Consider the following 18,715-nt stretch of genomic DNA (forward strand, 5'->3'; position numbering starts at 1 on the left):
AGGCGGTCGAGCCGGACACGGCTGCACCCGGGCCCGAGACCGGTGCGCCCGTCCCCGGGACGGAGAGCGCCGAGCCGGAAGCCGCTCAGCCCGTAGCCGCCGAGCCGGAAGCCGCCGAGCCGGGCGCCGCCCAGCCGGAGACGACCGGAGCGGATGCTTCCGGAGTCCGGCCGGAGGAACCCGGCGTGGCGGCCGGCAACGAGGCCGGACCCGCCGGACCGGGGGCGCCGGAGACCGTTCCCGAGGAGGCGGAGCCGAGCGCTGCCGAGCCGGAGGCGGCCGGACCCGCTGCCCCGGAGCAGCCGACCGTCGTCGAACAGCCCGCTCCCGAACCGGAAAACACCCCGGCCGGGCCCGCCGCCGACGCCTCCACGGACCCCGCGCCGGGAGGGGCACGCTCGTTACGGACCCCCCGCCTCCGAGCGCTCCGGCTCCGGGCCGGCCGTTGCCGGGCGGCCGCTGCCGCCGAGGGAGACCGCCCCGCGGGCCCCGGCTCCGCCACCGGTTCCGACCCGCCCCCGACACCGTTCCGGCGCCCGCCGCCGCATCCACCACCGGAGTCACTCCCATTCCCGACGCCGACCCGCACCCGACCCCGGTATCGCCCTCGCGGACCGGCTCCTCTCGGCCCGCTCCGCCCCGCGATCCGGGGCCCCGCCTCCGCACCGGAGACCGCGCGGCCGGCGAGCCCCGAGCAGGGCACCGGCGCGGACCGGCCGGACCGGCCGGATCAGCCCGGAGAGGCGGACCGGTCCGACGAGTTCGTGCCGCCCTCCGGCCCGCGGGCCCCCGGCTTCGGCGAGGCCGAACGCGAAGCCGTCCTCCGCGTCATGCGGGAACGCCGCGACATCCGCAACGGCTTCCGCAAGGACCCCGTACCGCACGACGTGCTGCTGCGGGTCCTGGAGGCGGCGCATCACGCGCCCAGCGTCGGCCACTCCCAGCCCTGGGACTTCGTGGTCATCCGCTCCGCCGAGACCCGCCGGGCCATGCACGAACTGGCCGTCCGCCAGCGCGAGGCGTACGCCAAGTCGCTGCCCAAGGCCCGGGCGAAGCAGTTCAAGGAACTCAAGATCGAGGCGATCCTCGACACCCCCGTCAACATCGTGGTCACCGCCGACCCGACCCGCGGCGGCCGCCACACCCTCGGCCGGCACACCCAGCCGCAGATGGCCCCGTACTCCTCCGCGCTCGCCGTCGAGAACCTCTGGCTCGCCGCGCGTGCCGAGGGACTCGGCGTCGGCTGGGTGAGCTTCTTCGACGAGCGGGAGATGGTCCGGGTCCTCGGCCTGCCCGAGCACCTGGAGGTCGTCGCGTACCTCTGCGTCGGCTACGTCGACGAGTTCCCGGCCGAGCCCGAGCTGGCGCAGGCGGGCTGGTCCAAGCGGCGCCCGCTGTCCTGGGTGGTGCACGAGGAGACGTACGGCCGCCGCGCCCTGCCCGGTGAGGAGCCGCACGACCTGCTGGCGGAGACCCTGCAGGGCATCCGCCCGCTGGACGCCAAGGCGCTCGGCGAGGCGTGGGAACGGCAGAAGCGGATGACGAAGCCCGCCGGCGCCCTCGGCATGCTGGAGATCATCTCGGCCCAGCTCAGCGGGCTCTCCCGGAAGTGCCCGCCGCCGATCCCGGAGCCCGCCGTCGTGGCGATCTTCGCCGGGGACCACGGCGTCCATGCCCAGGGCGTCACTCCGTGGCCGCAGGAGGTGACGGCCCAGATGGTCGCCAACTTCCTCGGCGGGGGAGCGGTGTGCAACGCCTTCGCCCGCCAGATCGGTGCCGAGGTCTGCGTGGTCGACGTCGGGGTGGCCGGCGACCTGCCGAGCACGCCCGGTCTGCTTCCGCGCAAGATCCGGGCGGGCACCGGGGACTTCACCGCCGGACCCGCGCTGGAGCGCGAGGAGGTGCTGCGCGCGGTCGAGGTGGGCATCGAGACCGCCCGGGACCTGGTCGCCGCGGGCAACAAGGCGCTCCTCACCGGTGAGATGGGTATCGCCAACACCACCGTCTCCGCCGCGCTGATCTCCGTCTTCACGGAGAAGGACCCGGCCGAGGTCACCGGCCGCGGCACCGGCATCAGCGACGAGACGCACGCCCGCAAGGTGGACGTCGTACGGCGCGGACTGGAGCTGCACCGGCCGGACCCGGAGGACCCGATCGGCGTGCTCGCCGCGGTCGGCGGCCTGGAGCACGCCGCGCTGGTGGGCCTGATCCTCGGCGGCGCCTCGCTGCGCACCCCGGTGATCCTGGACGGGGTCAGCGCCGGGGCGGCCGCGCTGGTGGCCCGGGCGATCGCCCCCGAGGCGCTCGCCGCCTGCATCGCGGGGCACCGCAGCGCCGAACCCGGCCACATGGCGGCCCTCACGAAGCTGGGACTGCGGCCGCTGGTCGACCTCGATCTGCGGCTCGGCGAGGGCACGGGTGCCCTGCTGGCCCTGCCGGTGGTGCAGAGCGCGGCCCGCGCGATGCACGAGGTCGCCACGTTCGACTCGGCCGGCGTCACGGAGAAGTCCTAGCCCCGGCACCGGGGCGGGGGCGGCTCGGGAAGCGACCCGGGTACGGCACCGCTGCCGTACCCGGGGCCGGGGCCGGAGAGGCATGGGCCCCAGCCCGGACCGGGTACCGGCTCGCGCCGCCCGAGCCGGAGCGCCTCGGCCGGGCCCCGGCCCGGAACGGCCCGGTACGGACGGTTGGGGGGCCGCTCGGATCGGAACCGCTCGGACCCGAACATCCCGGCAGGGAATCGCCCGGACCGGAACGGCTCGGCCGGGACCGGGCCACAAACCCCGAACCGAACGGCCGGACCGAGCCGCCCGGCCTGAACCCCCGAACCGCCCGACCCCCGAATGCCCGGACCGCCGAACCCGAAGGAGCCCGACGCGCCCGACCGCGCAGCACCCGCACCCCGAACCGCGCCCCCGGCGCCCGTACTCCCGTCCCCTCCCACATCACCCCGTCCCACCAGGCCCGGAGTGAGCCGCGAAACAGCCCGGTAACCCGCCGCACTCTAGGCTGGAGCCCGGCGTGCCGGCCGCCGGACGTACGGCCGGCGCACCGCACCACCCGCCCGCCGCTCCAGCGCAGTAGCGGCCCGCAGCCCCCTGCCGCCCCGAGGAGCCGTACCGCCATGACCCGAAACGACGACGCCCGGCCGGAGCCCGTGCACGCCCGCACGCCGGAACCCGCACCGGCCACCGCCTACCCCGTCGGCCTGCGCCTCGCCGGCCGCCGGGTGGTCGTGCTCGGCGGGGGACAGGTCGCCCAGCGCCGGCTGCCCGGACTGGTCGCCGCCGGCGCGGACGTGCTGCTGATCTCGCCGTCCGCCACCCCGTCCGTGGAGGCCATGGCCACGGCGGGCGAGGTCCGCTGGGAACGCCGCCGCTACCGGCCGGGCGACCTCGACGGGGCCTGGTACGCGCTCATCTCCACCGACGACCCCGAGGCCAACGCCGCCGCCTCCGCCGAGGCCGAGACCAGCCGCGTCTGGTGCGTACGGAGCGACGACGCCGGGGCCGCCACCGCCTGGACCCCCGCCACCGGCCGCAGCGAGGGCGTGACCGTCGCCGTGCTCACCGGCCAGGACCCGCGCCGCTCCGCCGCCGTGCGCGACGCCATCGTCGAGGGCCTGCGGGACGGCACCCTCGCCGCGCCCCGCCACCGCGCCCGCACCCCCGGCGTCGCCCTGGTCGGCGGCGGCCCCGGCGACCCGGACCTGATCACCGTGCGCGGACGCAGGCTGCTCGCCGAGGCGGACGTGGTCATCGCCGACCGGCTCGGTCCCCGCGACCTCCTGGACGAACTCCCGCCGCACGTCGAGGTGATCGACGCGGCGAAGATCCCGTACGGCCGGTTCATGGCCCAGGAGGCCATCAACAACGCGCTGATCGAGCATGCCAAGGCGGGCAAGGCGGTGGTCCGCCTCAAGGGCGGCGACCCGTACGTCTTCGGGCGGGGCATGGAGGAGGCCGAGGCGCTCGCCGAGGCGGGCATCCCCTGCACGGTCGTTCCCGGCATCTCCAGCTCCATCAGCGTGCCCGCGGCGGCCGGCATCCCCGTCACGCACCGCGGTGTGGCCCATGAGTTCACCGTGGTCAGCGGGCACGTCGCCCCCGACGACCCGCGCTCGCTGGTGGACTGGGCGGCGCTGGCACGGCTGCAGGGCACGCTGGTGCTGCTCATGGCCGTCGACAAGATCGGCCCGATCTCCGAGGCGCTGGTCGCGCACGGCCGTGCCCCGGAGACTCCGGTCGCCGTCGTCCAGGAGGGCACCACCGCCGCCCAGCGCCGGGTGGACGCGACCCTGGCCACGGTGGCGCGGCGCGTCGCCGACGAGGGCGTACGGCCGCCCGCGGTGATCGTCATCGGCGAGGTCGTGACGGTCGGGCGGCGGACCGGCGGGGGATGACAGCCCCGCACCTCTTCCCCGCACCCCTTCCCCGCTCCCGCACCGCACCCCGGCCCTCCGCCCCGGACGGGCCCTCGGCGAGAACACCGGACAAGGCAGTAACACCCAGTGGCTGAACTCATCACGGTCGACGACCCCGGCGACCCCCGGCTGCGCGACTACACGGACCTCACCGACGTCGAACTGCGCCGCCGCAGGGAGCCGGCCGAGGGCCTGTTCATCGCGGAGGGCGAGAAGGTGATCCGGCGGGCGCTCTCCGCCGGCTACCCGCTGCGCTCCCTGCTCCTCTCCGCCAAGTGGGCCGAGGCGATGCGTGACCTCCTCGCCACCCTGAACGCCCCGGTGTACGTCGTCGACCCGGGCCTCGCCGAGCACGTCACGGGCTATCACGTGCACCGGGGCGCCCTCGCCTCCCTGCACCGCACACCCCTGCCCACGGCGGGGGAACTGCTGGCGGACGCCCGCCGGGTCGCCGTCATGGAGGCCGTCAACGACCACACCAACATCGGGGCGGTCTTCCGCAGCGCGGCGGCCCTCGGCATGGACGCCGTGCTGCTCTCCCCGGACTGCGCCGATCCGCTCTACCGGCGCTCGGTGAAGGTCTCCATGGGCGCCGTCTTCTCCGTCCCCTACGCCCGGCTGGACGCCTGGCCGCGCGGGCTGGACGCGGTGCGCGCCGCCGGATTCGAGCTGCTCGCCCTGACCCCCGACGAGAAGGCCGTGACGCTCGACGAGGCGGCGCCTCACCGACTGGAGAGGGTCGCGCTGATGCTCGGAGCGGAGGGCACCGGACTGTCCCGGCAGGCGCTCGCGGCCGCCGGGACCTGGGTGCGCATCCCGATGGCACACGGGGTGGACTCGCTCAACGTGGGCGCCGCCGCGGCCGTGGCGTTCTACGCGGTGGCCTCGGGCCGGCCCACCGGCTGACCCGGGTCCCACCGGCGGACCTGGGTGCGCATCCCGGCGGGCGGACCGCCGGGCTTCCGGTCCGCCACCGCGGCGTGGCGGGGGCCGGCACGGACCCCGAGCCGGCCGGAGACGTTCCCGCCGCCCCGCCGCCACGAGCGTCCAGCCGCCACGGGCGCGCCGGTCCGCGAGGAGGCGGGCGTCCCAACGGGGCGGCGGACGGCGCCCGTTCAGCCGCTCGCACCTCGGCCGGTCTCGGGACGCGGCGGACCCGGACCGCCCGGACGTCCGCTCGGCGGCCTGGGCCGGCTCAGCCCCTCCGGTCCGCGCCGGCCGGGGCCGGACCCGCGTCCGGGCCGCGGCCGGCACCGTCCGTGACCCGGTCCGCGCCGAACGGCTCCGACGGGCCCGTCAGCCCCCGGGCGGGGCCCTCGCAGCCCTGTGCCGCGGCGATCCCCAGCGCGACCAGCACCGTCACCGTCACGAACACCACCAGCCGCTGACGCAGCAGCCGCCGGTCCGGGCCGGGCGCGGGCCGGCGCCCCGTGCCGTTCGTCCGGGACGGGGGGCGCGTGCCCGTACCGCGCCCCGCGCGGGACGAGGGGGGCCGCTCACCCGGCACGCGTTTGCCCGCCGGACGCACCCCCGAGCGCGAACCGCCGCGCGACGGAGCCGGGGCCGGCCCGCGGGTCCGGGAAGGACCCGGAGCCGTGCCCGCCGGTCCACGTTCCGTGCGCTGCTGTGCCCGATCGGCGCCGGGGTGCTCGCCGTGCCGCCCGCCGGAGCGGTCGGCCGGGAGCCGGGAGGGCGCCAGCCGCGCGTCCGGAAGCGGCCCGTGCGTCTCCCGTACCGCGATCTCCTTCAGCCGCATGGAGAGCTGAAGGGTCGTCGGCCGCTCCTTGGGGTCCTTGGCCAGGCAGGCCCGGATCAGCGGTGCGAGCGCGTCGTGCACCCCGTGCAGCTGCGGTTCCTCGTGCACCACCCGGTAGAGCATGACCTCGGAACTGCCCTGCCCGAAGGGCGAGTCGGCGGTCGCGCAGTAGGCGAGCGTGGCGCCCAGCGCGAAGACGTCCGTCGCGGGCGTGACCGCCGCGCCGCGCACCTGTTCCGGCGCCAGGAAGCCCGGGGAGCCGACCGCCGTGCCGACATGGGTCAGGGTGCTGGCGCCGGTCGCCCAGGCGATGCCGAAGTCGATGATCCGCGGGCCCTTGGGGGAGAGCAGGATGTTCGAGGGCTTGAGGTCGCGGTGCACGACGCCCGCCTCGTGCACGGCCAGCAGCCCCTCGGCGAGGGCCGCCCCGATCGCGGCGGTACGGGCCGCCGACAGCGGGCCCTCCTCGACCACCTTGTCGTGCAGCGACGGGCCCGGGACGTACTGGGTGGCGAACCACGGCCGGTCCGCCTCCAGGTCGGCCGCCACCAGCCGGGCCGTACAGCCGCCGCGGATCCGGCGGGCCGCGGACACCTCCCGCGCGAAGCGGGACCGGAACTCCTGGTCCTCCGCCAGATCCGGCCGGATCACCTTGAGCGCCACCCGCTGGCCGCGCTTGTCCGAGCCCAGGTACACCACGCCCATGCCGCCGGCGCCCAGCCGCCGGTGAAGCCTGAACGAGCCGACGACACGCGGGTCCTCGCGCCGGAGCCGCATCATCGCCATGTTCAATCCCCGCTGCCCGGTCGGTCTGACGAGGCACAGCTTACGGATCGGCGGGCCGGAGCGCTCATAGGCCGCGCATACGCCGCACCCGTGAATTGTCAGTGCCGGGTGGGATCCTGAAGGAGTGGGGGAGCCGCGCGCACGGCGGCGACCCGGCACGGATGCGCGACCTCAACGGTCCGTCGCAGAAGGGGGTTTGATCCCGTGAAGGGTGACCGCGTGGAGATAGTCGTGGACGCGGGGGACACGACTCGGACGTACGAGATGACGGCCGGCCGGGCCGGCCGCAGGGTGGAGACGGCGGTGCGCCGGGGCGTGGTGGAGGTGAGTGAAGTCACCCGCAACGGCACGCCGGTGCGCACGGCCCGCTTCATGGCCAACCGGGTTCTCGCCCTGGTGGAGCACCCGGCCCCGAGAATCGACGAGTCGGAGCGGGGGGAGTGACGGGGGGCGTCCCCTCGGGGAACACCCGCACGGCCGGCGGCGGATGTCCACCCACAGGAGTAGCCGGAGGGCCCGGCCGTCATCCTGCGGGAGGCCCGGAATCGATACGAGGGGCTGACGACCGGGCACGGCCGCGCCCCTAATGTTGAAGTCAAGCGGCGGGCGGACGCACTCGTCCCCCGAGGTCACACGCCCGCCGCTCCGGACATGACAGGAGCGGGGCGATGGCGGGCACAGTCGAGCGAGCGGTCAGCCGAACGCACGGGCGCAGAGCGCTCGGCGCGGTCGGGGTCGTCCTGAGGACGCCGCCCGCGGGCACCGCCGCCTCCGGCACCCGTCATCCGCTTGTCGCCGCGGCGATGGTGCTGCCCTTGGCGGTAGTCCTCACCGTGGTCTTCGGCGGCTGGGAGGCCGTCATGACACAGGCGTCGTCCGTGGCTGGACTGCTGGGGCGCTGACAGCGTCCCGGACCCCGGGAGAGCGGCCCGGGACGGGGAAACTCCGGCCTGCATCACCCCGTGGGGACGGGGGTACGGCGGACGGCACGAACGCCCGGACAGCGGGGAGCTGTCCGGGCGTTGTGTTGCCCGGCCGAGCCCGGCACCTGTCACGGGGCGCCCCGGCACGGGGCATCGGGTGCTCCCCGTCCACCCGACGGAGCCCTGGCCGCACACGCGGCGACTCGCCGCTCCGATCAGGCGCGGCAGCTCCACTGGAGACCCGGGGCGGGTGAGCAGCCGGAGCGCGAGCCGTACCCACGGGAGCCATGGACCGGGCACCGGAAGCGGAAGGCATCGAGAGCCACCATCCCGTCGCGCGGCCCCGGCACGGCGGGGTACGTTGCGCGTCGGGACGGCCCGGTACGGAGCAGTGCGGCCGCGGACACGCGGGCCCGCGCCGGGCCGTGAGGGGGCAGGGGGCAGCGCATGACCGGGTCACTCGCCGGTGAACTCGCCGGCATCGCCGCACGGGCCGCGACGCGGTCTCCGGCCGGTCCGGAGCCCGGAGCGTCCGGGCCACCGGGGAGCGCGGTCCCGCGCCCGCGTGACGGCAGCGCCCACGGCGCCGAAAGCGCGGATTTCACCGACGGCATCGGAAGCACCGCGAGCACCGACGGCACCGGAAGCGCCAACGGCACCGGGAACGCCGGGTGCACCGGGAGCGCAGGCGATACCGGCGACGCCGGCCGGCCCGTCGTCCTCGCCGACCGCCCCGACGGCACCGTGGTCCGGCTCGGCTCCGTCGTCGCCAAGGCGCACCCCGCCGACAGCGACCGCCAAGCCCTGGCCGTACGCCTCGGCATCGCCGCTCACCCCCTCCTCGACGGGATCCTCCTCGCCCCGCTGCCGGTCCCCGCCCCGCCCCGGAGCCCGGCCGGACCCCGTCCCCGCCCCGGGCCGGACCCCGCCCCCGGTCTCCGCCCTTCTGACGGGGCTGCGCGACGGCCGTCCTGCCACCCTCTGGCCCCAGGGCCTCCCGGTGTCCCCGGACGATCCGGACGCCGCGCCCTGGGAGGAGACGGCGGCCCTGCTCGCCCGGCTCCACGCCGTACCGCCGGGCCCGCTGCCCGGCCCGGTACCGCCCATGCGCGGCCCCGCCAAGGTCGCGGCGGCGCTGCGGCGGCTGCGGGGTGTGCCGCCGTCCCCCGGGTCCGCCGCCGTCCTGCGGGCGGCCGGGCGGCTGCCGGCCTGGGCGCGCGGCGAGGAGCCGCCGCCCGCCGGCGCGGCGGGCCACACCCTCTGCCACGGCGACCTCCACCTCGGCCAGCTCGTCCGGAGCCCCGCCCCCGGCGGTCCCTGGCTGCTGATCGACGTGGACGACCTGGGCCTCGGCCCGCCGGTGTGGGACCTCGCCCGCCCGGCCGCCTGGTACGCCACGGGTCTGCTCGCCCCGGAGGACTGGACCCGCTTCCTCGGCGCCTACCGGTCCGCGGCGGGCCCCGCCCTGCCGGCCGGTGGCGACCCGTGGCCGTATCTCGACGTGCCCGCCCGGGCGTTGACCGTCCAGTCGGCGGCCCAGGCGCTGGCCAAGGCCGCGGCGGAGCGCCGGGCACTCGACGAGCCGGAAGAGGCGCTGGTCGACGCCTGCGCGCGGATGGCCGGGCTCCCGGTGGAACCCCCGGCCGGGGCCCGGGCGTCCGTCGTAGGGTGAACCCACTCATCGACGGGGGCGGCCCCGGCGGTGCCGACGGACTCGCGAGGAGCTGAGCCGATCATGCAGTGTCCCAAGTGCCATGCGCCGATGCACACGTACAACCGCAACGGTGTGCAGATCGAGCAGTGCAGCGGTTGCCGGGGGATCTTCCTCGACTACGGGGAGCTGGAGTCGCTGACCCGGCTGGAGTCGCAGTGGTCGCAGCAGGCCCCGCCGCCCGGCCCCGCGCCGCAGGGCTACCCGGCCGGTCCCGCCCCGGCCGCGCCCGCCTGGGGCGCCCAGCACCACGGCGGCCATGGGCACTACGGACACCGCCGGCAGAAGAGCTTCGGCCGGATGCTCTTCTCCTCCTGAGCCTCCCGGGCCCCGCCCCGGAGAACGGCCGACGACCGAGGGCCGGAGCTGTCTGCTCCGGCCCTCGGTCCTTCGGTGTGGACGATACTGGGATTGAACCAGTGACCTCTTCCGTGTCAGGGAAGCGCTCTCCCGCTGAGCTAATCGTCCGGGTTTACGGCGTGCGCGATACTGGGATTGAACCAGTGACCTCTTCCGTGTCAGGGAAGCGCTCTCCCGCTGAGCTAATCGCGCGGGGGCGGCCCGGCGCCGTCCGGTGGACGGCGGCGGAGCCGCGGGTGGTACGGGGTCCCGGGGGACCCGGTGGACGATACTGGGATTGAACCAGTGACCTCTTCCGTGTCAGGGAAGCGCTCTCCCGCTGAGCTAATCGTCCGAGGTGGAGACGGGATTTGAACCCGTGTAGACGGCTTTGCAGGCCGTTGCCTCGCCTCTCGGCCACTCCACCAGGCGGGGACCAGGGACGATCCCCACTTCGAGCGGACGACGAGATTCGAACTCGCGACCCTCACCTTGGCAAGGTGATGCTCTACCAACTGAGCCACGTCCGCACGGTTTCCCCGGATCACTCCGGGAGCCACCCTGTCCCCGGCCCGCTTGCGCGTTCCGGCGACGTGTCGAACTCTAGCGGATTCCCGGGCCAGCTCAAATTCCGTTTGCCCAGCGTGCTGCGCTCATCACCGGCGGGGAGGGCCGGGCGGCCCGCCGGCCATAGAATCGCACCCGTGTCCGACCTCGTCCCTCTGGCCCGCTTCGGCGGACTCGTCGCCGCTGACCTGCGCGACGTCACCGGCGACCCCGCGGCCCTGGAGTCCAGCGGCTTCTGGGCGGTGGTGGCCGGCTTCGAGGGCGGACTGGTCTGCGCCCGCTTCGGCGACGTACGGCCCGCGCCCCCGCCGGCGCCCGCCCCGGGGGCCTGGCGCGGCCCCGCGCCGGGGGAGTGGACCTCCTCCCTGGACCGGGACGGATACCTCGCCGGTGTCCGCCGCATCCGGGAGCACATCGCCGCGGGCGAGGTCTACCAGGCCAATCTCTGCCGGGTGCTCTCCGCACCGCTCCCCGACCCCGCCACGGCCGACATCGACGCCCTCACGGCGCTGCTGGCCCGCGGCAACCCGGCCCCGTACGCGGGCACCGTGCGGCTGCCCGCGCACGGTGTGGAGATCGCCACCGCCTCGCCCGAACTCTTCCTGCGCCGGAACGGCCGCACCGTGGAGTCGGGGCCGATCAAGGGCACCGGCCGCACCGCCGCCGATCTGCTGGAGAAGGACCACGCCGAGAACGTCATGATCGTGGACCTGGTCCGCAACGACCTCGGCCGGGTCTGCGCCACCGGCTCCGTGACCGTGCCCGAGCTGTGCGCCGTCGAGGCCCACCCGGGCCTGGTGCACCTCGTCTCCACGGTGCGCGGTGAACTGGCCGGCGGCGCGGGCTGGCCCGAACTCCTCGACGGCACCTTCCCGCCCGGCTCCGTCACCGGTGCACCCAAGTCCAGCGCGCTGCGGATCATCGAGGCGCTGGAGACGGCGCCCCGCGGCCCGTACTGCGGCGGCATCGGCTGGGTCGACGCCGACCGCGGCACCGGCGAACTGGCCGTCGGCATCCGCACCTTCTGGATCGACCGCGAGGCCCCCGGCGGCCCGCTGCTGCGCTTCGGCACCGGCGCGGGCATCACCTGGGGCTCCGACCCCGAGCGCGAGTGGGCCGAGACCGAACTCAAGGCACGCCGGCTGCTCGCGATAGCGTCGGAGAGGCCGGGGAAACCGGAGGAAGCGGGACAACCGCAGGACGCGGAGCACACCGCGGCCCGGGGAACGCGAGGAGAGACACTGTGAAGATCTGGCTGGGCGGGAAACTGCGGGACGCGGACGACGCGCGCGTCTCCGTGCTCGACCACGGACTCACCGTCGGCGACGGCGTGTTCGAGACCCTCAAGGCCCAGAACGGCCGGGCCTTCGCCGTCAGCCGCCACCTCGACCGGCTGGCCGTCTCCGCCCGCGGCCTCGGCCTGCCGGAGCCCGACCGCGACGAGGTCCGGCACGCCTGCGAGGCCGTGCTCGCTGCCAACCCCCTGCCCTACGGCAGGCTGCGGATCACCTACACCGGCGGGCTCTCCCCGCTCGGCTCCGACCGCGGCACCGCCCGGCCGACCCTGGTCGTCGCCCTGGGCGAGGCCAAGCCCTCGCCCGACAGCACGGCCGTGATCACCGTGGACTGGGTCCGCAATGAGCGCGGAGCCCTCACCGGCCTCAAGACCACCTCGTACGCGGAGAACGTCCTGGCGCTGGCCCGCGCCCGCGAACAGGGCGCGTCGGAGGCCCTGTTCGCCAACACCGTGGGGCAGCTCTGCGAGGGCACCGGCTCCAATGTCTTCGTGGTCCTCGACGGCGTCCCGCACACCCCGCCGCTCTCCTCCGGCTGCCTCGCCGGGATCACCCGCGCGCTGACCGCCGAGTGGACCGGCGCGCGGGAGACCGAGCTGCCGATGGACGTCCTGGACCGGGCCGAGGAGGTCTTCCTGACCTCCACGCTCCGTGACGTCCAGGCCGTGCACCGGGTCGGCGACCGGACGCTGCCCGGCGCCCCCGGACCGGTCACGGCCAAGGCGATGCGGGTCTTCGCGGAACGCTCGGCGGCCGACCCGGACCCGGCCTGACCCGCACCGCTCCCGACCCGTACCCGCGGCCCCGGCCCGGTCCGCGGCGGTCCGTTGCGGAACTCCGGCCCGCACGACAGGTGACGCCGGGCCTCCGCGCCCGGTACAAAATCTTGATGACGACAACTCTGCGGCCCACGGGGCCGGAACGCCGCGACCGCGACGGCTCACGCGCCCGCGGCTACGAGGTCTGCGTCAACAGCCGCCCCGTGGGCACCGTCGGCCTCACCGCGGACGCCCGGCTCGGCCCCGTGGGCCGTATCGAGGGGCTGCGGATCGCCGTGCCCGACCGGCGGCGCGGGCGCGGCACCGTGGCCGTGCTGGCCGCCGAGGAGGTGCTGCGCGGCTGGGGCTGCGTCCGCACGGAGATCGCCGTGCCGGAGTCGTCCGGCGCGGCCCTGCGGATGGCGGAGGCCCTCGGCTACACCGAGTTCGCCCGGAATCTGCGCAAGCGCGTCCCCGCCGAGCCCCCGCCCCTCCCGGCGGGCAGCGAGGGCCGCCCCATGAACGCCACCGAGTTCGCCGCCTGGCAGCAGCAGTCCCGGGAGAGCTACGCGCGCCTGCTGACCGGGCGCGGCGTCCCGGAGGAGCAGGCCCGCGCCGAGGCCGGGGCGGACCACGCGCGGCTGCTGCCGGACGGGGTCCGCACCTCGGGGGCCCTGCTGCGCGTCCTCTCCCTCGAGGGCACGGACGCGGGCGTGCTGTGGGTCGGGCTGGGCGAGCGGGCCCCGGAGGGCCTCGACGCCCACGTCTACGAGGTGGAGGTGGTGGAGGAGCTGCGGGGCCGGGGCCACGGCCGGTCGCTGATGCTCCTGGCCGAACGGGAGTGCCGTGCGGCCGGGGCGGAGACCCTCGGCCTGCGCGTCTTCACGGACAACACCCCGGCCCTCCGCCTCTACACCTCACTCGGCTACGAGACGGCCCGCCGCCTCCTCACCAAGCCCCTGCTCTGATCCGCCCGATCCGCCCGGTCCGGCCGATCCGGTCGATCCGTCCGGCCCGTACGCCGGCCGCGCCGGGGCCGGCGGGATCAGGCCGGTCAGGCGGCGCCCCCGCCCTCCGCGAGCAGCCGGTCCGCGATCTCCTCGACGCGCTCCCGCAGCCCCTCCTGGCTCCGGCTGCCGTCCAGCCGCTCGCCGCCGATCACATACGTCGGTGTGCCGGTCACCCCGATCGCCTTGCCCTCCGCCTGGTCGGCGTCCACGACCAGCATGTGCCGGCCGTCGACCAGCGCGGTGTCCATCTCCTCGGCGTCCAGGCCGAGTTCGCGGGCGACCTCGACGAGAAGCGGCTCACCGCGCCGTCCCAGCTCCTCGGCGCGCTCCAGGACGGCCTCGGCGTAGCGCCGGCCCTGTCCCTGGGCGGCCGCCTCCTCGGCGGCCTGGGCCGCGGCGTGGGAGTGCCGGTGCTTGTCCAGGGGGAAGTGGCGCAGCCGGGTCACGAGCGCGTCGCCGTAGCGGCCGCGCAGGGCGCGGAGGTCCGCCAGGGCGGTGCGGCAGTCGGGGCACTGCAGTTCGCACCAGACGTCGAGGACGACGGTGCGGCCGGTGGTGGTGTCAATCATGGCGCCAGTCTCCCAGGCCCGCCCGGAGGGCCGGGACCGGCACCTGAGGATGACGGGCGACCCCGGAAAGTCCCTGACCCCTCCCCGCCGGCATGGCCCCGGCACCGCCACCGGGTGCAGGATGGAGGAGGAACCACGGGGACGAACGTACGGGGGATGGGAGTGGCAATGTCCGCGATCGCCGCTGAGGGGCCGCCATGCTGACCACGACCGTCTGCGTCGCGCTGTCCGCGGCCGGCCTGGCCCTCGCCCTGCTCACCGCCTACCGGAAGCGTTTTCTGGCCGCGACCCGGATCGCTGCCCTGGCGCTGATCCCGGTCGGCCTGGCGATGGCCGGGCTGGCGGATCTGGCCGGTGACATCGCGGCCGCCACGGCCGACTGGGCCGCCGATCTGGTGCTGAAGCCATCCGTCTGGGCCGGGTTCGCCGTCCTGGCGGTGTCCGTGGTGCTGCTCGTCGTCACCCGGATCGTCGGCAGGCGCCGCGGCCCGTCCCGTACGGAACGCCGCGCGGCCTCCGCGGGGGAGCGGCGGGGCGCGGTGGCGCCGGGGGCGTCGGCGCCGTCCCTGGGCCCCGGACGGGCGCAGGGACGCGAAGCGGAGCCGGACCGCAAGGGCGGCAAGCGGAGCGGGCAGGACACCGGTCTGGAGGACTTCGAGGACATCGAGGCGATCCTGAAGAAGCACGGAATCTAGAAAGTAAACCCGAGAACATTTGAACTCCGGGTGAATTCCGGCGTCTTGGCGGTGTGCGTGGCCGCGGGTGCGTCATCATCTGCCCGAGATGAACGATGACCTTGCCCTTCGGGCCACCGAACCACCCCTGACCTGCGCAGAGCCGAGCACCCGGAGTTCCGTTCCGGTCACCGCCGAGCCCGCCGCTCCCCCCGAGAGCCGGGGCTGTCTCTACGCGCTCTCCCAGCCGCCGCTGATGCTCTTCCTGACCGTCATCGGCTCCCTGCTGCTCTTCGGCGCCGTCTACGACCTCCTCGGCCTCCACCGGTGGTGACGCCCCGGCGCCCGGCCCGTCCCGCGCCCGCCGGGAGGATGCGGGCCTCACTGCTCCGCGGCCTCCCGGCGCCGGGCCCGGTAGGCGGCCACATGCAGCCGGTTGCCGCAGGTGCGGCTGTCGCAGTAGCGGCGCGAACGGTTCCGGGAGAGGTCGACGAAGGCCCGGCGGCAGTCCGGGGCCTCGCAGCGCCGCAGCCGCTCGCGTTCGCCGGCGACGACGAGGAAGGCGAGGGCCATGCCCCCGTCGGCGGCGAGGTGGTCCGCTATCGAGGAGCCCGGCGCGAAGTAGTGGATGTGCCAGTCGTAGCCGTCGTGGTCGGTCAGCCGGGGCGTGGTGCCGGCGGCCGCCACCATGGCGTTGAGCAGCTGTGCGGCCTCCGTGGTGCCGTCGGCGGCGAAGACCTCGGCGAAGCGGGCGCGGACGTCCCGCACGGCGGCGAGGTCGTCCTCGCCGAGGATGCCGATGTCGCTGATGCTGTGGCGGTGGACGAAGCGGTGGAGGTCCGCGAGGTTCTGGAGAGCGTCGGGCTCGCCGCCCTCCCCCGAGGTGTTCACGAGATCGATGACGCTGTCGAGCGCGCACCGGGTGTCGTGGTTGATCAGCACGGATCGCTCCCTGGCCGGTGGTCGGCGGCTTCCTCTTCGGATGCCGGCCGACTCTAGCGGCTCACCGGGCGCGACGGCGCCCTCACCGCGGAGCCACCGCGGTGAGGGCGCCGCCCCCTTCGGTTGTCTGCCGGCCCGAGCCGTCGCCCCGAGTCGGACGGCTGCGAGCGGTGAGCGGTTGCGTTGCTGCGGGTGGCTGACCCGCGTTCCTGCCTCCTCAGCTCTCCGCGAGGATGTGGGAGAGTTCGGTGTCGAGGTCGAAGTGCCGGTGTTCGGTGCCGGGCGGCACCGCGGCGTCCGTCCGCTTGAGGAACGATTCCAGCGCCCGCGCCGGGGCTTCGAGCAGTGCTTCACCCTCCGGTGAGCTGAGGGCGATGCAGACGACCCCCTGCCCGTGGCTGCGGGACGGCCACACCCGGACGTCGCCGGTGCCGGTGGGCCGGTGCAGCCCCTCGGCGAGGAGGTCGCGGGCGAACACCCACTCGACGGTTTCCTCGGCTCCGGTGTGGAAGGTGGCGTGCACGGCGTAGGGGTCGGCCGTGTCATACCGCAGGCCCGCCGGAACGGGCAGGGAGGATTCGCTCGACACAACGAGGCGCAGGTGCAGCTCGCAGCTGACCGTGGTGTTCATAAGCGCCATGGCCTTTCGCTCAGTGTGCGCTCGGGGATTCGCACGTCGGCGAAATCGACATGCCACCTAGAGTCCGGTTGTAAACCCCTCTGACCCTTTTACGGGCCTTTGTGTAACCCGTATGGAGGAGTCTTCGGTCATACTCCCGACCGTTCCGGCCGCGCCGGGGTGTCCGGTAGGTTTGATCCATGGATGCGGAGAGTGACGGTCGCCGGGGGTACGCCGGCCCGGTGCCGGCCGGCGGGCCGGCGGGCACCGCGACCGCCGAGGTGCGGAGCGTTGGCCGGAGTGCGACGGTGGTCGACATGAGGACGGAGTCCGGGCCGGAGGCGGAAGTGGAGTCTGAGCCGGAGGACGGTGGCGAGCCGCGCCTCGGCTCGCGGGCCCCCCGCTTCATCCGGGCCTCCCGGCCGCTCCATCTGAGCTGGCAGGTCGGGGTGTTCCTGGTCGGCCTCGCGGTCGTGGCCGCGGGGGCCGCCATGCTCGTCCTGCCCGGGCCCGGCTGGGTCGTGATATTCGCCGGCATGGCGATCTGGGCGACCGAGTTCGTCTGGGCGCAGCTGGTGCTGCGGTGGACGAAGCGCAAGGTCAAGGAGGCCGCCAAGAAGGCGCTCGACCCCAGGGTGCGGCGGCGGAACATCATCCTGACGGCCGTCGGTGGCGTGATCGCGGCGATCGGCTGCGGCTACTACGTCTGGGCCTTCGGATTCCAGCTGCCGTGGAACGTGGCCTGGTAGCGGACAGCGGTCCTGAGCAGGCGTCGGCGTGCGGTAATGTGGGGCCCGCGCCCGGGCGATTAGCTCAGTGGGAGAGCGCTTCGTTCACACCGAAGAGGTCACTGGTTCGAACCCAGTATCGCCCACCACCGGCCGCGGGCCGGGAGACGGAGAGTCTCCCGGCCCGCGGTCTTTTCCGTGCGCGAGGCGCCGGCCGGGTCCGGCCCGATCCTTGTCCGAACCGTTGACGGGTTCCGAAGCGGTCTCTACGTTGTCCTGGCAAGCGCTTGCCTAAAACGTTTCAATCGGGTGGGCGGCCCCGGGCCGTCCGGGAGGGGCGCGCCATGAGAGCAGGTCGGAACGGACGCCGGCTGAGGACGGCCGCGGCCGCGCTGGCGCTGGGGCTGCTCGCCGCCGGCTGCGGCGGCGGCAGCGGCGGGGACGGCACCGTCACCCTTCGCTACTCCTGGTGGGGGGACGCGAGCCGGGCGAAGCTGATCAACAAGACGGTGGCGCTCTTCGAGAAGAAGCACCCCGGCATCACGGTGAAGACCGACTTCCTGGAGTACGAGGACTTCTGGAAGAAGTTCGCCACGCAGTCGGCGGGCGGGGGCGCCCCCGACGTCTTCCAGAACTCCGCCGCCTTCCTGCGCGAGTACGGCGCCAAGAACGTCCTTCTCGACCTCACACCGCAGGTGAAGGCCGGGCACCTCGGCACGGACGGCTTCCGGGCCGGACTGGAGAAGGCCGGGGAGGTCGACGGCAAGCTGCTGGCCGTCCCCGTCGGCGGTAACACCTTCGCGCTCATCTACAACGTGGCGGAGTTCGAGAAGGCCGGCGTCTCACCGGAGAAGGGCTGGACCTGGGACCAGTACCACGCGGCCGTCGAGAAGATCAGCAAGGCGGGCGGCATCAAGGGAGCCGCGGCCAACGCCGGGGTGATGTACCTCTACGACCTCGTCCTCCGCCAGCAGGACAAGGCCTTCTACACCGCGGACGGCGAACTGGGCTTCACCAAGGACGACCTGCGGACGTGGTGGAGCGACAACTACGCCGAGGTCGAGGACGGGACCCTGGTGCCGCAGAAGAAGGCGGACCAGGTGGCTCCCAAGTCCGTCCTGGCCGCGGGTCTCGCCGCCTCCGAGTTCTCCTGGGACAACTTCATCGTCCGCTGGTCGGCCGAGACCGACGCCGAACTCGCCCTCGCGCCGCTGCCCACCACCGACGGCGAGCGGACAGCCCAGTACATCTCCTCCCTCATGCTCAGCGGCTACGCCCGCACCCGGCACCCGGAGGAGGTCGCGCGGTTCATCGACTTCATGGTCCACGACCCCGAGGTCGGGAAGATCATGGGCTACAACCGCGGGGTGCTGGCGACGGAGCGGCAGGCCGCGGCCTATGAACCCGAAGGGCCCGACAGACTCGTCGCCGAGTACGAGCAGCAGATCGCCGATCTCGTCGAGCCCATGACACCGCAGCCGGCCGGGACCTCCGTCACCGAGGCGGCCTTCCTGCGGATCTGGGGCGACGTGGCCCACGGCACGACGTCCGTGGCCGAGGGCGTGGACCAGTTCTTCTCGGAGGCCGAGCAGGCGCTCCGGTCCTGAGGCGGAGG

The 18,715-nt window shown here is 74.8% G+C and carries 17 protein-coding genes, 6 tRNA genes and 1 pseudogene; 15 read left to right on the forward strand and 9 right to left on the reverse strand.

Features of this window, described 5'->3' with window-relative positions:
• Window positions 1-776: 776 nt before the first annotated feature.
• From cobT to E4N63_RS27255, 3 genes and pseudogenes are all read left to right on the forward strand, one after another.
• Window positions 777-2,513: pseudogene (gene cobT, locus E4N63_RS31305) on the forward strand (nicotinate-nucleotide--dimethylbenzimidazole phosphoribosyltransferase); the annotation flags it as partial.
• 611 nt (window positions 2,514-3,124) lie between these two features.
• Window positions 3,125-4,402, forward strand: a complete 1,278-nt coding sequence (gene cobA / locus E4N63_RS27250; RefSeq protein ID WP_228429694.1) for a uroporphyrinogen-III C-methyltransferase — start codon at window positions 3,125-3,127, stop codon at window positions 4,400-4,402.
• Window positions 4,403-4,510: 108 nt separating this feature from the next.
• The gene (locus E4N63_RS27255; protein WP_230241903.1) at window positions 4,511-5,329 is read left to right on the forward strand and encodes an RNA methyltransferase; all 819 of its coding nucleotides are present in this window, start codon (window positions 4,511-4,513) and stop codon (window positions 5,327-5,329) included.
• A gap of 289 nt (window positions 5,330-5,618) precedes the next feature.
• On the opposite strand, the gene E4N63_RS27260 is transcribed toward E4N63_RS27255, so the two are convergent.
• Window positions 5,619-6,965, reverse strand: a complete 1,347-nt coding sequence (locus E4N63_RS27260) for a serine/threonine-protein kinase (protein ID WP_125624157.1) — start codon at window positions 6,963-6,965, stop codon at window positions 5,619-5,621.
• A gap of 204 nt (window positions 6,966-7,169) precedes the next feature.
• On the opposite strand from E4N63_RS27260, the gene E4N63_RS27265 reads away from it, so the two are divergent.
• From E4N63_RS27265 to E4N63_RS27280, 4 genes are all read left to right on the forward strand, one after another.
• Complete coding sequence (locus tag E4N63_RS27265; protein WP_030542042.1) at window positions 7,170-7,409, forward strand: hypothetical protein; 240 nt, start codon at window positions 7,170-7,172, stop codon at window positions 7,407-7,409.
• A 224-nt stretch (window positions 7,410-7,633) separates the two neighbouring features.
• Window positions 7,634-7,867 carry a hypothetical protein gene (locus E4N63_RS27270; RefSeq protein ID WP_125624158.1) on the forward strand — a complete coding sequence of 78 codons (234 nt, stop codon included), beginning with the start codon at window positions 7,634-7,636 and terminating at the stop codon, window positions 7,865-7,867.
• A 1,021-nt stretch (window positions 7,868-8,888) separates the two neighbouring features.
• Window positions 8,889-9,560 (forward strand): phosphotransferase family protein, encoded by a 672-nt coding sequence (locus E4N63_RS27275; RefSeq protein WP_374112842.1) that lies wholly within the window; start codon window positions 8,889-8,891, stop codon window positions 9,558-9,560.
• Between the two features lie 63 nt (window positions 9,561-9,623).
• Complete coding sequence (locus E4N63_RS27280) at window positions 9,624-9,917, forward strand: zf-TFIIB domain-containing protein (RefSeq protein WP_078649978.1); 294 nt, start codon at window positions 9,624-9,626, stop codon at window positions 9,915-9,917.
• Window positions 9,918-9,995: 78 nt separating this feature from the next.
• Here the strand turns inward: E4N63_RS27280 and E4N63_RS27285 are convergent.
• From E4N63_RS27285 to E4N63_RS27305, 5 genes are all read right to left on the reverse strand, one after another.
• Window positions 9,996-10,067: transfer RNA gene (locus E4N63_RS27285), tRNA-Val, on the reverse strand.
• A gap of 12 nt (window positions 10,068-10,079) precedes the next feature.
• Window positions 10,080-10,151, reverse strand: a tRNA-Val gene (locus E4N63_RS27290).
• Between the two features lie 70 nt (window positions 10,152-10,221).
• Window positions 10,222-10,293 (reverse strand) — tRNA-Val (locus E4N63_RS27295).
• 1 nt (window position 10,294) lies between these two features.
• Window positions 10,295-10,365, reverse strand: a tRNA-Cys gene (locus tag E4N63_RS27300).
• A 30-nt stretch (window positions 10,366-10,395) separates the two neighbouring features.
• Window positions 10,396-10,468, reverse strand: a tRNA-Gly gene (locus E4N63_RS27305).
• Window positions 10,469-10,642: 174 nt separating this feature from the next.
• Between E4N63_RS27305 and E4N63_RS27310 the strand changes: the two genes are divergently transcribed.
• From E4N63_RS27310 to E4N63_RS27320, 3 genes are all read left to right on the forward strand, one after another.
• Complete coding sequence (locus tag E4N63_RS27310; protein ID WP_185831345.1) at window positions 10,643-11,752, forward strand: chorismate-binding protein; 1,110 nt, start codon at window positions 10,643-10,645, stop codon at window positions 11,750-11,752.
• Window positions 11,749-12,573 (forward strand): aminotransferase class IV, encoded by an 825-nt coding sequence (locus tag E4N63_RS27315; protein ID WP_125626060.1) that lies wholly within the window; start codon window positions 11,749-11,751, stop codon window positions 12,571-12,573. Before E4N63_RS27310 ends, E4N63_RS27315 begins: the two co-directional genes overlap by 4 nt.
• Before the next feature lie 116 nt (window positions 12,574-12,689).
• Window positions 12,690-13,526, forward strand: a complete 837-nt coding sequence (locus E4N63_RS27320) for a GNAT family N-acetyltransferase (protein WP_230241904.1) — start codon at window positions 12,690-12,692, stop codon at window positions 13,524-13,526.
• 86 nt (window positions 13,527-13,612) lie between these two features.
• On the opposite strand, the gene E4N63_RS27325 is transcribed toward E4N63_RS27320, so the two are convergent.
• Window positions 13,613-14,137 (reverse strand): DsbA family protein, encoded by a 525-nt coding sequence (locus E4N63_RS27325; protein WP_230241905.1) that lies wholly within the window; start codon window positions 14,135-14,137, stop codon window positions 13,613-13,615.
• Between the two features lie 197 nt (window positions 14,138-14,334).
• Between E4N63_RS27325 and E4N63_RS27330 the strand changes: the two genes are divergently transcribed.
• Entirely contained in the window at window positions 14,335-14,832 is a 498-nt protein-coding gene (locus tag E4N63_RS27330; RefSeq protein WP_230241907.1) for a hypothetical protein, read from the forward strand.
• 88 nt (window positions 14,833-14,920) lie between these two features.
• A complete protein-coding gene (locus E4N63_RS27335; protein WP_019708792.1) occupies window positions 14,921-15,145 on the forward strand; it encodes a hypothetical protein in 225 nt (74 codons plus the stop codon).
• 47 nt (window positions 15,146-15,192) lie between these two features.
• On the opposite strand, the gene E4N63_RS27340 is transcribed toward E4N63_RS27335, so the two are convergent.
• Together E4N63_RS27340 and E4N63_RS27345 are read right to left on the reverse strand one after the other, a co-directional pair.
• Window positions 15,193-15,753, reverse strand: coding sequence for a CGNR zinc finger domain-containing protein (locus tag E4N63_RS27340; RefSeq protein WP_125626063.1), 561 nt, complete (start codon window positions 15,751-15,753; stop codon window positions 15,193-15,195).
• A gap of 217 nt (window positions 15,754-15,970) precedes the next feature.
• Window positions 15,971-16,384: an SsgA family sporulation/cell division regulator gene (locus E4N63_RS27345; protein WP_003959770.1), complete on the reverse strand. Its 414-nt coding sequence runs from the start codon at window positions 16,382-16,384 to the stop codon at window positions 15,971-15,973.
• Between the two features lie 188 nt (window positions 16,385-16,572).
• Here E4N63_RS27345 and E4N63_RS27350 point away from each other — a divergent pair, with 188 nt between their 5' ends.
• From E4N63_RS27350 to E4N63_RS27360, 3 genes are all read left to right on the forward strand, one after another.
• On the forward strand, window positions 16,573-17,121 hold the full coding sequence (locus E4N63_RS27350; protein WP_374112843.1) for a TIGR02611 family protein: 549 nt from the start codon (window positions 16,573-16,575) through the stop codon (window positions 17,119-17,121).
• Window positions 17,122-17,174: 53 nt separating this feature from the next.
• Window positions 17,175-17,249: transfer RNA gene (locus E4N63_RS27355), tRNA-Val, on the forward strand.
• A gap of 195 nt (window positions 17,250-17,444) precedes the next feature.
• Window positions 17,445-18,707, forward strand: a complete 1,263-nt coding sequence (locus E4N63_RS27360; protein ID WP_230241909.1) for an ABC transporter substrate-binding protein — start codon at window positions 17,445-17,447, stop codon at window positions 18,705-18,707.
• The last annotated feature ends 8 nt before the right edge of the window (window positions 18,708-18,715 follow it).

The sequence above is a fragment of the Streptomyces sp. MNU89 genome, from assembly GCF_020982505.1.
GTDB lineage: Bacteria > Actinomycetota > Actinomycetes > Streptomycetales > Streptomycetaceae > Streptomyces > Streptomyces xinghaiensis.

What these genes read in the sequence shown, in the direction of transcription:
- cobA (WP_228429694.1), top strand. Translation starts at nt 3,125, where the DNA reads ATGACCCGAAACGACGACGCCCGGCCGGAGCCCGTGCACGCCCGCACG.
- E4N63_RS27350 (WP_374112843.1), top strand. Translation starts at nt 16,573, where the DNA reads ATGGATGCGGAGAGTGACGGTCGCCGGGGGTACGCCGGCCCGGTGCCG.
- E4N63_RS27270 (WP_125624158.1), top strand. Translation starts at nt 7,634, where the DNA reads ATGGCGGGCACAGTCGAGCGAGCGGTCAGCCGAACGCACGGGCGCAGA.
- E4N63_RS27260 (WP_125624157.1), bottom strand. Translation starts at nt 6,965, where the DNA reads ATGGCGATGATGCGGCTCCGGCGCGAGGACCCGCGTGTCGTCGGCTCG.
- E4N63_RS27360 (WP_230241909.1), top strand. Translation starts at nt 17,445, where the DNA reads ATGAGAGCAGGTCGGAACGGACGCCGGCTGAGGACGGCCGCGGCCGCG.
- E4N63_RS27320 (WP_230241904.1), top strand. Translation starts at nt 12,690, where the DNA reads ATGACGACAACTCTGCGGCCCACGGGGCCGGAACGCCGCGACCGCGAC.
- E4N63_RS27325 (WP_230241905.1), bottom strand. Translation starts at nt 14,137, where the DNA reads ATGATTGACACCACCACCGGCCGCACCGTCGTCCTCGACGTCTGGTGC.
- E4N63_RS27335 (WP_019708792.1), top strand. Translation starts at nt 14,921, where the DNA reads ATGAACGATGACCTTGCCCTTCGGGCCACCGAACCACCCCTGACCTGC.
- E4N63_RS27330 (WP_230241907.1), top strand. Translation starts at nt 14,335, where the DNA reads ATGCTGACCACGACCGTCTGCGTCGCGCTGTCCGCGGCCGGCCTGGCC.
- E4N63_RS27345 (WP_003959770.1), bottom strand. Translation starts at nt 16,384, where the DNA reads ATGAACACCACGGTCAGCTGCGAGCTGCACCTGCGCCTCGTTGTGTCG.
- E4N63_RS27280 (WP_078649978.1), top strand. Translation starts at nt 9,624, where the DNA reads ATGCAGTGTCCCAAGTGCCATGCGCCGATGCACACGTACAACCGCAAC.